Raw genomic sequence first — 13,849 nt, 5'->3', positions numbered from 1 at the left:
CAAAGGACCTTTAAAACGTCTCGTTAATAGGCGTTCGAGTCTTTCAAGACATGCTTGCCTATTTAAAAATCCTGACTTTTTGCCATTCTCCTGGCGGCAAGCCGTTATCCCGCACTCTCTCTTGTATGAATTGCGGTTGTCGAAAATTGGGAAATTCCCGAACTATCTTTATTCGATAAAGAGGTTATCTCACGAGAGATCAAAAACCGGCCTTCACATTTTTATTTTCGCTGTTCGTTTAAAGGCGCTCGTCGCGAACAAAAGCGTATTCACGCTTTTTCAACAGGGCTTTCGTTTCCGACCAATCACCGAAATTTTTGGCGCATAAAAGCGACGTCTTTCCATTATTGATAAAAATATGAGGAGATACGAAAAGCTTAAAGCTTCAATCAGACTGGACAAATAAGAAAGCTTGAAGGGAATGGTACGGTTGGTGGGAGTCGAACCTACGACCTCTGGTGCCACAAACCAGCGCTCTAACCAACTGAGCTACAACCGCATCGTCAGAATTAAACATTCTGACGGGTGACATACGGAAGATCGAACAATTTTGCAAGTGCCTAAGCGCATTTAAACTCTATTTATTGGCATTTTCAGTCGTTTTTGTTTTTGCCAAACTTCAAAATTCCTGAAATTTTTGCTTGTCAATGTGGCGAGACTTACAAAATCGACAATGCATGCGGGTTAAAACACACGCAAAATGCGTCTCTTCTTTTTTATAGAAAACTTTCAATCAACGGTTTTTTAAAACCGTACTTTTTCCTTGTCGCAGCGTTATTGAAGAAAACCGCTTCGCACTTTTCAGGCACTGCTAGGGTACTTTTGGGGAACCAAGTTTTGAGTAAACGCGGTTCCTATCCCAAAACCGTACTCTTTCCTTGTCGCAGTGCTTATGCTAAAAACCGCTTCGCACTTTTTAGGCACTGCTTGGGCACTTTTGGAGAACCTAAGTTTTTAGTAAACGCGCTTAATCAGGGATTTTACGGTTGGCCCATTCATCCAAAGACAGGTCGCGATACTCCCCTATCTTTTTCGCACCATCATTTTCCATGATTCCAATCACATTTTTCAGGATGCGTCTCGCAAGCCCTGCACCCTCAAAAACCATCGCACTATAAAGTTCGACAAGATCGGCACCGGCTTTGATTTTTTCGAGTGCTGTTTTCTCGTCATAAACGCCGCCAACACCGATAATTGCTTTTTTCTGCTGTACTCTCTTGCGCATCTTGGCAAGAACAATTGTCGAGCGTTCAAATAACGGCTTTCCGGAAAGCCCGCCCGATTCGCTCCTGAAGCTTTTATTTTCAAGACCGGTTCTTGAAAGAGTTGTATTGGAAACAATAAGCCCGTCAACATCGGAGTCGAGAAGCTCGGCGGCAACATCATCAAGCCCTTCTTCAGTCAAATCAGGTGCTATCTTTAAAAAGACCGGTACATGAACGCCCGTCTTCTGCTTTTCTTCCGCTCTTGCACCGCTTACCGACAAAAGCAATTCTCTCAAACTGTCACGGGCTTGCAAATTCCGCAAACCCGGTGTGTTCGGTGAAGAGATATTGATAGTAAAAAAGCTTGCAACATCATAGAAACAATGAACACCGCGCGAATAGTCGAGAATACGATCGTCGGAATCCTTGTTGGCTCCGATATTGACCCCGACAATGCCTTGCTTTTTGCGCATGGCGAGACGTTTGTGAGCGGCCTCATGCCCCTCATTGTTAAACCCCATGCGATTGATCACCGCCTCGTCTTCACAGAGACGAAAGAGACGGGGTTGCGGGTTGCCCGCCTGCGGGCGCGGCGTGATCGTGCCAACTTCGCTAAAGCCGAAGCCCAAGTGCAATATTTGATCGGGAACTTCCGCATTTTTATCATATCCGGCAGCCAAGCCTAAAAAATTCGGGAATTCCAGTCCGGCAATATTCACACCCAAACGTTGGTCACGGAACTCACTCCCTGAACCGAGGCCAGCTTTCAAAGCAAGAATAGAAAGCCTGTGGGCATTTTCCGGTGATAGGCAAAAAACCAACGGGCGTAATAAAGAACGATAGAGGTTCATGGCAAAACCTCGCTGAAATGGAATGTGCCTTTCTCGTCGGCTTCAAAAGGACTGACACCGACAACAGCTTCAAGTGATAATTCACCATAAAGATGAGGGAAAAACGCGTCCCCGCGAGACACCTCATAACGCAGTGCCTCTTCATCAAGCTCATCTTCATCAACGGCTACAAGCAAGAGATTTTTTTGCTCTTTGAAATGTTTATTTGCCGTTTCTGCCACCTGTTCGCCAGTTGAAAAGTGTATAAAACCGTCGGCAATATCAACTGCAGCACCGGAAAAAACACCCGTTTCCTCGGCTTTTTTCCATTCGTCTTTCGACACAATCTTATAAATCAAGGCCATATCTTTCGAGCCTAACATTCTTACTCCGCCAGACGTAAGCGCCCATGAGACGGGAAATATTCTTATTCATCCCTATATAAAAGATGTGAGAGTTTCAACCAAGGAATAAAAATGTCGACTTTTCTAAAAACACTTGTTCTGGCATCCTTCTGCACCATCGGTTTGACAACAATCGGATCTGCATCCGATCATCGTTTCGAATTTCAAAAAGTCGATGGTGGTTATTTGCGTTTTGATGGCGATACCGGCAGCATCGACAAATGTCTTGATAAGGACGGGAAAATAACCTGTTCTATTTCGAATGACGATCGCGCACGTTACGAACAGGAAATCAAGACGTTGAAAGATAAAATTGCCGAGCTTCAACAAAATAAAGCCAAAACGAGCCTGCCCAGCAAACAGGATATGGATCAGGCTTATGACACAATGAAATATTTCTTCGACAAGTTTAAAAACGACTTCAAAAATAACGAAACTGCCCCTGATAATGGCGCTGATAAACTTTAAATCCTGAAAATTCCGCGATGCTTTTTAGGTCGCGCAGGAAATAATAATAAAAGTCTTTTCTTATGGTAATCGTGCCATATTTTACGGTCAGAGCATAATCGTCAACGATTATTGCCAGAGTTAAGAACGATCAACGACAAGCGAGGAAGAGGCTGATGCTAAAAGAGTTTCGGGAATTTGCACTTAAAGGCAATATGATTGATCTGGCCATTGGTGTTATTATTGGCGGTGCCTTCGGCGGACTTGTCAATTCGATTGTCAATGATTTACTCATGCCGGTCATCGGGCTCATCACCGGTGGCATAGATTTCTCCAATATGTTTATCCAGCTTGCCGGTGAAAAACAGACAACCCTTGCGGCAGCGCGTGAAGCCGGTGCCACAATAGCCTACGGTCACTTCATTACTTTGTTCATCAATTTTCTTATCATTGCATGGGTATTGTTCATTGTTGTCAAAGCAATCAATGCAATGCATCGTAAAGAGCAACAAACACCTGCACCAAAGCCGGTTCCGCGTGACGAGGTATTGCTAACCGAAATACGCGATCTGTTGGCCGCGAAAAAATAAGCTCAAAAAAGAGAAAGGCCACGCGGGGCAATGTATGACAATATTTAAAACAAATGTAACAATCAGCCCGTCAGATTTGCCCCGAAATGTTCCGCAAAGCCGGTAATGTTGAAGTGTGTGACGAGTTTAATGCACCTGCAAGAAAACAAAATTTTCGATAAGAAATATGGTTCTCGACACATCAGTGATATTAATGCGGCATCCGATTTTTTGACCTATTTCGAGAGAGCTCAATTTTTTCCAATGCGCTTATAATTGAGGTCCCTGTAAATTATGTGTTTTCAAAAGTTGTGTTTTCATAAATCGGCTTTATTTACACAACCTTTTCGGGTTGGACTTCTCGATAGCGTTTTTCCAAAAATACGCTTTTTCACGAGCGGTTAATGGGAAAAAACACTTCCACTGTTGTTCCCTGTCCCGGTTTTGATAAGAGAACGAGCCGCCCGCCAATTTTTTCGACAATCCCTTTTGTTGTCGGAAGGCCAAGACCGGTACCGGTAAACACAGCGTCTCCCGCGCGCCCGTCCTTTCTTGCAACCTGCCCATAGGGCTGAAGGGCGCGTGCCATTTCTTCCTCGTTCATACCGATACCATTGTCGCTTACCGACAATTTCACCAAATTCTTGTCCGTTGAAGAAAGATGCACCACAATTTGACCGCCACTTTGGGTAAAACGGATAGCATTTGACAAAAGATTGAAAATAATCTGCCTGAATTCCTGCGCATCAATCCTGATTACCGGTATTTTTGGCGGCATAATGATGCGAATAATAATGCCGTTTTCGTTTGCCTGATTTTCAAACAACGCAACCGATTTCCTCAATTGCTGGATAACGTCGAAACCCGGCACTGCAGATTGACGGTTGTCGATTATCTGCGCGTTACTCTGTCCACCGGAATGCGATCTTTCTTCGTAACGCGATTTTGCCTTTTCAAGAAAAGAGTTAACGAGTGACAATATATGTTTGCCCGAAGAAATAATGTCGCGCAAATAGCCACGGTAACGCTCGTTTTCTATTCGGCCGAAACGTTCTTCCCGCATGATATCGGCAAAACCGATCATGGCATTAAGCGGCGTCCTGATCTCGTGGATGGTTTGTGCAAAAACCTCGTTATCATAGATAGGCTGGCTTTGAGCTGACACATTCGTCATATCGCGCAAAAGCCCTGCATATCCTTTTTGGTTGGAAAGCGGTACGAGAGTGACGAAAACCCGAATGTCATCACCGCCCTTGGTTTGAATATCGGCCGATTGACCACGGTTGAATAAGCGTTTTGCTCCACCGCTTTTAAGTGCGGCAAGATAATTATCTATCGCTTCTTCGGATGTCGGGCGGAACAAGCTTTTAAAAGGTTTACCGGTCACGTCCTGTCTTTCGTAACCGGTAAGAGCCGACGCGGCTGCGCTAAAACCTTCTATTGAGCCGTCATTATCAAGAAAGACAACACCATCAGTTGCTGTATCCAGCAAATTGAGAAGGGAAGACTGTTCGGGGGTAAACTTGCTGTCGGCGGACAATGTGTTGTCATGAGCTGTTTTATCTGTATTTGCAGCCTTTGAAAGCGGCCGTGAAACGTCAGGCAATTGTAATTCGCTGCGCAGACGCTCTGCAATTTCACGAAAAGCCGAACGCTCCGAACTGTTCAAACTCGTGTCCTTATCGCGCTCTTGCAAAGTTTGATGAGATTGGTTTTCTTCCACAGGAAATGCCGATTTTTCTGCGTCTTCCGGCGCAATATGATCTGCCAACAATTGCGATTGAATTATTTCATCTTCAACCGGCTTTTCCGGCACTGGAGTTAATTCCTTCCCGACAGTTGCGACAGAATCGGCAACCCGATTTCCACTCTCCGGATTTGGCTGCCCGTTCACCAGATCCTTCACCGTGCCGAAACCGCGAAACCCGTCAACCCTTCCATCAAGCGACAAAATGGGGAGGCCGGATAAATGGACTTCCAAATTCGCACGTTCCCCTTTGGCCGGGAAAAAAACCGCCGCATCTTGAAAGGCGGTGCATTGCGAAATGTTTTTTTCAAGGTTTAAAAAACCGGAATTTTTGTGTTCACTGGAAAGATAGGCAAGCGGCCTGCCGAGCAATTTTTCAGCGTCACCCCCAAGATCATAAAACTCGCGGGAAAAATTGATGAACGCACTGTTTTTGTCCATTTGCCATGTAAAACGCTCCGGCTTTACATGTGTCTTCAAGTTGTTCCGATCGTCCGCGTTTTCTTCTATTGCCGTGACATTGAAGCAAAGAACGAGAAAACGTTGTGGCATTTCGCTCAAGCGAATGGCATTGACCTGTACTTTTCCCCTGCCAGCCTTCATCAATGTTTTAACGGGTGAAAACCCGTCAATAGAAGAAAGAAAAATTTGGAGTGCATCGCCAAGTGGCTGAAGATTTTCTGTTTTCGCAAGAATTTTGTTTCCGTCGTCAAAAATAGCCGCCGAAATATTTTTGCCTTCAAGCCCTACAAGAAGTGCTTCCGGATGAGAGCTTGAAAGATTCCGATTTGTATCATTTGCTGCTTTGCCTGCCTCGTTTGTTGTTTTTGCCGAATTGATCTCGGCGGCAAAGATAAAACGGTTTTGTTCGTCTTGCGCATTTTCCCCATACGTTTCATTTGATGCATGACCACCGGATATAAGTGACAGATTGAAAGACCGCGCTCCGTTTTTTCCGCGCAAATGAACCGGACGACCGCTTTTAACGCCATTTTCGATCTGACGTTTAACAGCACTATCGAAAATTTCTTCCCGATCAAGTGCATCGGTAAGTGATGAAAAGCCGAAAAATGAAAGAGCAGCACCATCAAGCCACAATAAAACCGATGCGTTACGGTCAAGCACAAAAGAACACTTGCCGCTCAAAAATGCGTTTCTGATTGTACTTTGAGACAGAAAATCCAGAAATGCCAAGGATTGCTCCACCGGTTAAAGAAATGTTAATTCAATCTTTTACAGGAAAGAGCAAAAAGTTTCAAAAGAAATCAGGAAACATCCTTGTCGGCCGCTATAAATTTTTTGAAACTTCGGTTGAAAGATATCTTTCAAATATGCTCGAAACTCGTCAATCACTTCAATGGATTGACCGTCATTTCTTCAGTTCTTTTTATGGATAAAGCGTTTCTACCTTTTAGAAAATAACGTTTTTGTCTATCTATAGCAAAAAGGCGCAGACATAACCGTCTACGCCTTCTCGCGAATTGGTTAACTCAACCGATTATCAAAGTTCATGGCCATGGTTTAAAAGAATTTCACGTTTACCGACATGGTTGGCCGGACCGACTATGCCTTCAGCTTCCATGCGTTCAACCAGTGTTGCTGCCTTGTTATAGCCGATACTCAAACGGCGCTGGATGTAGGATGTTGAACATTTCTTGTCGCGCATAACCACTTTGACAGCTTGCAAGTAAAGTTCTTCCATATTCTCTCCGGCACTGCCAGCAGCCACAATGTCCGCAATGGAATCGGCGTCCTCGATGGTTTCTTCTTCGTCTTCACCATCCGTCACTGTTGCAAGATAGTCGGGCGTGCCTTGTGTCTTCAGATGAGCCACAACATGTTCGACTTCCTCATCGGAAACAAAGGGGCCGTGAACACGGACAATCCGGCCACCACCCACCATGTGAAGCATATCGCCCTGCCCCAGCAATGTCTCTGCCCCCTGTTCGCCAAGGATCGTACGGCTATCAATCTTGGAGGTAACCTGAAATGAAATGCGGGTTGGAAAATTCGCCTTGATCGTGCCGGTAATAACATCGACGGAGGGGCGTTGTGTTGCCATGATAAGGTGAATTCCCGCAGCACGCGCCATTTGTGCCAAGCGCTGGATTGCACCTTCGATTTCTTTGCCTGCAACCATCATCAGGTCGGCCATTTCGTCAACAATAATGACGATATAGGGAAGACGCGTAAGATCCATTGCCTCTTCATGATAAAGCATTTCGCCGGTTTCCTTATCAAAACCGGATTGGACACGGCAGGTAATGGTTTCGCCCTTTTCGGCTGCCGCACTGACACGCTGATTGAAGCCGTCAATATTGCGCACGCCGAGTTTTGCCATTTTGCGATAGCGATCTTCCATTTCACGCACCGCCCATTTCAATGCCGTTACAGCCTTCTTAGGATCGGTAACAACCGGGGTTAGAAGATGCGGTATGCCGTCATAGATAGACAATTCAAGCATCTTGGGATCAACCATGATGAGGCGGCATTGCTCCGGCTTCAAACGATAAAGCAAAGACAAAATCATGGCGTTGATTGCCACCGATTTACCCGAACCCGTGGTACCGGCAACAAGCAGATGCGGCATTTTTGCGAGTTCTGCGATAACCGGTTCACCACCGATATTTTTACCCAATGCAAGCGGCAGCTTGTAATTGCTATCCTGAAATGTCTTCGACTGGATAATCTCGCGTAAATAAACTGTCTCGCGCACTTTATTCGGCAATTCTATGCCGATAACATTACGACCCGGAATAACCGCTACACGTGCGGAAATCGCCGACATCGAACGGGCAATATCATCAGAAAGACCGATAACGCGCGATGATTTGACACCGGCTGCCGGTTCGAATTCATACATGGTGACAACCGGCCCCGGACGGACATGGATGATTTCGCCTTTGATACCGAAATCTTCCAGCACACTTTCAAGAAGTCCGGCACTGCGTTCAAGTGTTTCCTGAGAAATCACCGCACCATCTTTATGTTCCGGCTCCTGCAAAAGGTCGATTGAAGGAAAAATGTATGAATCGTCGCTTTGGGATTTGGGGCTCGGAATAAAAGCCGGATTGAGCGTGCGAAATGGTGCAGAAATCGTCGCTTTTGTTGCAGTCGGCGTAATTGTTGCATTTTGCGCGGTTGTTGCGGTTTGCTCAGTTGTTGCAATTGGTGCAACAGCTTGCGTTTTTTCCTTTTGTTCAGGAGCCTTTTCTTCTCCGCTATGTTGAGGTGCTATGGCCTGTGGAAGTGCTGCAGCGGACTGGGTGTTGGCTGTTTTTATCGGTTCTATATCCTCGATAATTCCGGCAGATGGAGCAACCGAATTTTCCTGTCCCGCCGGGGAAACAGAAACCGGATTTTGCGATGCCGCTTGAGACACTGTGCCGCCAACGGATTTACTCGTTTGTGCGTCACCGGCCGTATTTTCGGTATTCTTCTCGACACCGGCATTTTCAATCACCACTTGCCCCTGATTGTTAAAGGTAGTGACAACAGAATTGTCAGGCAATGGTGTTACCACTTGTAGAACAGGCGTTTCAGTCAGTCGGGGAGTGATTGCCGGACTAACACTTGATAACGATACACTTTCTGTTACCGCTGTCTGATTGATGATTGATTGCGGTGCCGCGTCAACAATAACGGCATTGGTATTTTCCACGCCCGCCGCTTCCGATGTTTCCGGTGTTTGAACCGTCGCATCATTTGCTACCGGAGCTGAAGCCCCTGATTCAGTACTTGTTGGTTGAACTATGTCCGGTGTCGCCACTTGCTGTTCAATTTTTTCTTCAACCTTTCCCGTTGGCTTTTCCGGACCATTTCCACTCTTTTTCGGGAAACGGCATTCCAGCACCCGATAAAGATCGGCAATAGATTTTTCTTCAACCTTGGCGGCGCTTTTTTCTTCGGTTGTATTACCCGTCATCAAAGTCGAAGCGACTGGCGGTAATTGGGACGCACCCGACGTGAGCGACCCATCAAGTGACATTTTTTGTACAGTCACAACGGGCTTCTTTTCGACTGCAACAGCGTTTGCATCTGTTTCGGGCGCAGTCGTGTTCAAGCTTGTTTCCGGAACAATAGTGTTTGCACTTGCAAGCGGCGTTTCAACCGACTGCGGCTCGCTTTCATTTTGCGGCGTAAGTTTTGCCAGATTTTCAAGAATGTCCGGCCCGCATTCAAAAAATGCCGAATCGGAAAGATAAAACGGCTTGATATCGGCAGGCTTATTAATTTCGGATGCCGGTTTTTCCACCTCGACCGCCGCTTCTTGCATAGAAGTTTCATTCCGGATTTGAGGAGCGCCACTATTTTGAGGGCGTGTATAAACAGATTTGACGCTATAATTCTGTTCGATATTTTTGCGTTTGACAGAAGCAATCACCTCGTCTTGCAAGGAGCGAACTTGTGTCTGTCCTTGCGGCAAGGGCGTGGTTCCATCAAGTGTCACCGGTTCTTTATTTTCCGGAGCATTTTCTTTCAAGGCCACGTTTTCACGCTTTTGCTTTTGTTCGAGCTCGAAAGCCTTCAATTTCTCCGCAAAATCGGGATCATTTTCAACCCGTTTGCGCACAAGTTCGACTTCCGGCGTGCGTGTAAAACGTACATTCTGTCCGAGGGCAAAAGCTTTTTTCCATATGGTGGGATATTGCGTTTGTGATTGTGCGCTAGCCACCGCTTCTTCTGGCTTTGCAGTGGCGCCGGAAACGGGCTTGGCAACAGGATTTAAAGAGACCGGATTTGTTTTCAGATTACGCATGGCACTCAAACTAGATTGCGGCAATTTTTAAAGATTGCCTCTTAACGAAACTCATCTTTTCAACGTTAAAGTGCGAAAGTTAATAACCTTTTGCCAAAGTCGCTTTATCAACAAAAAAACCACCGGGACAGATATTCCGGTGGTAATGAATAGATCTGCTATAAATAACAATAATTGCCGGTCTTCAGCCGATTGTCATCAGGCTTGCATTGCCACCGGCTGCGGCGGTATTCACCGAAGTCGAGACTTCTTCGCTAAGATAACCGAGATTATAGAGGAGTTCACCTGATGTAAGCTCCTCGCTTGTAGCCGCTTGGGTGAGAATGATAGGCCCTGAAAGGGCTGCAATAATTTTCTGTTTCTCGATAATGCTGTTTTCATCGCCTTCTATGAGCGCACCCGCATAAGGACCATCGGCGTTTAGATTTTCTGACCATTTGACATTCCGGACAAGCTGTTTTGGCAAATCCGAAAGCGAATTTTGCAATTTGCAAGCTACGTCAATCACGGCAATGTTGCCGGTTGCAAATGTCGCGGCAAGCTGCCGGTAAAGCCCGCTTTTTGTTTGCGGAAACAAGAGAATTTTTCCGCGACTGTGAAGGGAATAGACATTGCTTTCCCCCACCGGCCCCGGCAAATTGATGGCGACGCCAAGCGGTGACTTGCCGTTTAATGATTTTGCAAAGGTTGCATCGGATGAGTCTCCGTTTTTTTGGAGCCAATTCAAAAAACTGTCGATGAGTTCATTTTTTCTTGGCCCAACAGAAAATTGCAGGTCGGGAGCCTGTTTGACGAGGCGGCCGATATATAAAGGCCCACCGGCTTTCGGACCGGTTCCGGATAATCCCCTTCCGCCAAATGGTTGCGAGCCGACAACCGCGCCGATAATATTGCGGTTGATATAAATATTGCCTACCCGAATATGGCTTGAAACATAATCGACAAAATCATCCAGTCTTGTATGAAGCCCGAAGGTGAGACCATATCCTGTCGAATTGATTTCGTTGATAAGCTTTTCAATATCTTTGCGTTTATAACGTACAACATGCAAGACCGGCCCGAAGACTTCACGCTTCAATTCGCCAATCGAGTCGATCTCGATAAGAGTGGGGCTTACATATGTTCCCTCTTTTGCAATATCTGGAAGGGGAACTTGCGTTACTTTATGCCCCATTGCGCGCATTGTTTCGATATGCGTTTCGATATTATCCTTGGCTTCTGCGGTAATAACCGCGCCAATATCGGTACCGATGAAATCTGTGCGCCCGATACGCAATTCCTGCATTGCGCCTTTAAGCATGTCCAGAATGCGGTCTGCCACCTCTTCCTGTAAACACAAAACCCGCAAAGCCGAACAACGCTGGCCTGCACTATCAAAAGCCGAGGCGATAACGTCTCCCACAACTTGTTCGGCAAGTGCTGACGAATCGACAATCATGGCATTCTGCCCGCCGGTTTCAGCAATGAGCGGAATGGGTTTCTTATCTTTTGTCAAGCGGGTTGAAAGCTCCTTCTGGATAAGCCGCGCAACTTCTGTCGAACCGGTAAACATAACACCTGAAGTCGCTTTCTCTCCAATAAGTGCCGCACCGATTTTTCCGTCTCCCGGACAGAATTGCAAGACATCCTTCGGGATTCCCGCTTCATGCAATATGCGCACACCTTCAGCAGCAATAAGCGGTGTTTCTTCTGCCGGTTTTGCCAAAACAGTATTACCCGCCGCCAATGCAGCCGATATTTGACCGATAAAAATCGACAACGGGAAATTCCACGGGCTGATACAAACAATCGGTCCCAAAGGTTCTTCATTGCCTTTAAAAGTTGTGCGCAATTGTTCGGCATAAAAGCGCAAGAAATCAATTGCTTCTCTCACTTCGGCAATAGAGTTCGGTATAGATTTTCCCGCTTCCCGTGCAGCAAGCGCAAGAAGTGAAGGCATACGCGCCTGCATAAGATCGGCTGCTTTTTCAAGAATTCCGGCGCGCGATTGAGGGGAAGTCTTTGCCCATGATGAAAACGCTTTTTCAGCATGAGAGACCATCTTTCTGGCTTCACTTTCATCAATCTCGATAACTTCGCCCACTTTGTCGCGGTGGTCACCGGGATTGGCAATTTGGCGTGATTTTGCACCCTTTTCGACATTCGCCGGTGCTGCTTGCCAGCTTAATGCTGAACTTTTCTCAAATTCTTTCGTCAGTTCTGCAAGCACTGTTTCATTCGATAAATCATAGCCGTCGGAATTGCGACGGTCTTTTCCGAAAAGATCGGCAGGCGAAGCAATCTTGTCATGCTGGGCACCGGGAACGGGCATATTACGCACCACATCAACCGGATCAACAACAAGTTCATCAACCGATATAGACTTGTCGGTAATGCGATTGACGAAAGAAGAATTGGCACCATTTTCTAACAACCGCCGCACCAGATAAGCGAGCAAAGTTTCATGTGTTCCGACCGGTGCATAAAGGCGCGCAGGGCGCTGCATTTTATCTTTGCCTACAACCTCGTCATAAAGCGGTTCTCCCATGCCGTGGAGGCACTGGAACTCGAATTGTTCGACAGTGTACTTATCCGGCCCCGCCAGATGATAGATCGTTGCCATGGTTTGGGCATTATGCGTTGCAAATTGCGGGAAAACGGCATCGGGAGCCGAAAGAAGTTTTCGGGCATTGGCAACATAGGAAACATCCGTATAAACTTTACGTGTGTAGACGGGAAAACTTTGAAGTCCGTCAACCTGCGCGCGTTTGATTTCAGCATCCCAATAGGCGCCCTTGACGAGGCGCACCATCAAACGATGATGACTGCGGCGGGCAAGATCAATGAGATAATCAAGCACAAACGGGCAACGACGACCATAAGCTTGCACAACAAAGCCGATGCCATTCCAGCCGTCAAGATCAGGGTCAAAACACAGACTGTCCATAATATCGAGTGAAAGCTCGAGCCGGTCGGCTTCCTCAGCGTCGATATTAAGCCCGATATTGTAATTTTTACAAAGCAAAGCCAATTGTTTGACGCGCGGCATGAGTTCGCCCATCACACGATCAGCCTGAGAACGGAAATAACGGGGATGAAGTGCAGAAAGTTTAATGGAAATACCGGGCCCTTCATAGACTCCGCGCCCGTTCGAGGCTTTACCGATAGCATGAATTGCCATCTCGTAATCGCGATAATAGCGATCGGCATCATCAGCCGTTGTAGCAGCTTCTCCCAACATGTCATAGGAATAACGAAACCCGCGTGCTTCCAGTGGTTTCGAGCGCTCGAGCGCTTCTTCAATGGTTTCACCGCGCACGAATTGCTCGCCCATCATGCGCATGGCCATATCCATTCCTTTGCGGATAACCGGCTCGCCACAGCGCGCGATAAGACCAGTCAAAGAGGAAGACAGTTCGCCTTCCCTGAAATTGGCCGATAGTTTACCGGTAACCACAAGTCCCCAGGTCGCAGCATTGACGAAAAGCGATTTTCCACCACCCAAATGCGCTTTCCAGTCACCGCCTGCCACCTTGTCGCGAATGAGGGCATCACGGGTTGCTTTGTCGGGTATGCGCAACAGCGCTTCTGCCAGACACATGAGCGCCACGCCTTCATGTGACGACAAAGAATATTCATGAACCAGACCTTCAACGCCATTACCTTTATATTTTGCCCGCATCGTTTCAATGAGATGGCGAGCAGTAGCAGCAATGTCTTTTTTGGTTTTATCGTCAATCGTTGCTGCCTCGAGAAGTGGTCTCAGACATTCGGTTTCCGGACGACGATAGGCTGCGGTGATTTTTTTGCGTAATTCGCTCTGCTTGGAGATGGGAGGCGCAAATTCGGCAAACGGCTTTTGTGTTCTGGTCATGATTTCATTCCACTCTGGATAAGATTTATTGAACT

Annotated in this window: 7 protein-coding genes and 1 tRNA gene; 2 read left to right on the top strand and 6 right to left on the bottom strand. The window is 46.6% G+C overall.

Going from position 1 to position 13,849, the window contains the following annotated elements:
- Positions 1-422: 422 nt before the first annotated feature.
- From PEB0122_RS03630 to PEB0122_RS03620, 3 genes are all read right to left on the bottom strand, one after another.
- Positions 423-499 (bottom strand) — tRNA-His (locus tag PEB0122_RS03630).
- A gap of 468 nt (positions 500-967) precedes the next feature.
- Positions 968-2,056: a quinone-dependent dihydroorotate dehydrogenase gene (locus tag PEB0122_RS03625; RefSeq protein WP_075915492.1), complete on the bottom strand. Its 1,089-nt coding sequence runs from the start codon at positions 2,054-2,056 to the stop codon at positions 968-970.
- Positions 2,053-2,400: a DUF952 domain-containing protein gene (locus tag PEB0122_RS03620; RefSeq protein ID WP_075869874.1), complete on the bottom strand. Its 348-nt coding sequence runs from the start codon at positions 2,398-2,400 to the stop codon at positions 2,053-2,055. The genes PEB0122_RS03625 and PEB0122_RS03620 overlap by 4 nt, the downstream gene beginning before the upstream one ends.
- 111 nt (positions 2,401-2,511) lie before the next feature.
- On the opposite strand from PEB0122_RS03620, the gene PEB0122_RS03615 reads away from it, so the two are divergent.
- Entirely contained in the window at positions 2,512-2,907 is a 396-nt protein-coding gene (locus PEB0122_RS03615; RefSeq protein WP_083650179.1) for a hypothetical protein, read from the top strand.
- Positions 2,908-3,062: 155 nt separating this feature from the next.
- On the top strand, positions 3,063-3,476 hold the full coding sequence (mscL, locus tag PEB0122_RS03610) for a large conductance mechanosensitive channel protein MscL (RefSeq protein WP_075869237.1): 414 nt from the start codon (positions 3,063-3,065) through the stop codon (positions 3,474-3,476).
- 370 nt (positions 3,477-3,846) lie between these two features.
- Here the strand turns inward: mscL and PEB0122_RS03605 are convergent, their stop codons facing one another.
- From PEB0122_RS03605 to putA, 3 genes are all read right to left on the bottom strand, one after another.
- Positions 3,847-6,396 (bottom strand): sensor histidine kinase, encoded by a 2,550-nt coding sequence (locus PEB0122_RS03605; RefSeq protein WP_075915490.1) that lies wholly within the window; start codon positions 6,394-6,396, stop codon positions 3,847-3,849.
- A gap of 307 nt (positions 6,397-6,703) precedes the next feature.
- Positions 6,704-9,961, bottom strand: coding sequence for a DNA translocase FtsK (locus PEB0122_RS12025; protein ID WP_278970772.1), 3,258 nt, complete (start codon positions 9,959-9,961; stop codon positions 6,704-6,706).
- A gap of 184 nt (positions 9,962-10,145) precedes the next feature.
- On the bottom strand, positions 10,146-13,814 hold the full coding sequence (gene putA, locus PEB0122_RS03590; protein ID WP_075915732.1) for a trifunctional transcriptional regulator/proline dehydrogenase/L-glutamate gamma-semialdehyde dehydrogenase: 3,669 nt from the start codon (positions 13,812-13,814) through the stop codon (positions 10,146-10,148).
- Between the last annotated feature and the right edge of the window lie 35 nt (positions 13,815-13,849).

It is taken from the genome of Ditibartonella apis (genome assembly GCF_001952075.1).
Lineage (GTDB): Bacteria > Pseudomonadota > Alphaproteobacteria > Rhizobiales > Rhizobiaceae > Bartonella > Bartonella apis.
The sequence above is the reverse complement of the archived record's forward strand: the minus strand, read 5'-3'. Positions and strand labels throughout refer to the sequence as shown.

Bases quoted from the DNA above. Each gene is read 5' to 3' on its own strand.
- PEB0122_RS03625 (WP_075915492.1), bottom strand. From the start codon at position 2,056: ATGAACCTCTATCGTTCTTTATTACGCCCGTTGGTTTTTTGCCTATCA.
- PEB0122_RS03620 (WP_075869874.1), bottom strand. From the start codon at position 2,400: ATGGCCTTGATTTATAAGATTGTGTCGAAAGACGAATGGAAAAAAGCC.
- PEB0122_RS03615 (WP_083650179.1), top strand. From the start codon at position 2,512: ATGTCGACTTTTCTAAAAACACTTGTTCTGGCATCCTTCTGCACCATC.
- mscL (WP_075869237.1), top strand. From the start codon at position 3,063: ATGCTAAAAGAGTTTCGGGAATTTGCACTTAAAGGCAATATGATTGAT.
- PEB0122_RS12025 (WP_278970772.1), bottom strand. From the start codon at position 9,961: ATGCGTAATCTGAAAACAAATCCGGTCTCTTTAAATCCTGTTGCCAAG.
- putA (WP_075915732.1), bottom strand. From the start codon at position 13,814: ATGACCAGAACACAAAAGCCGTTTGCCGAATTTGCGCCTCCCATCTCC.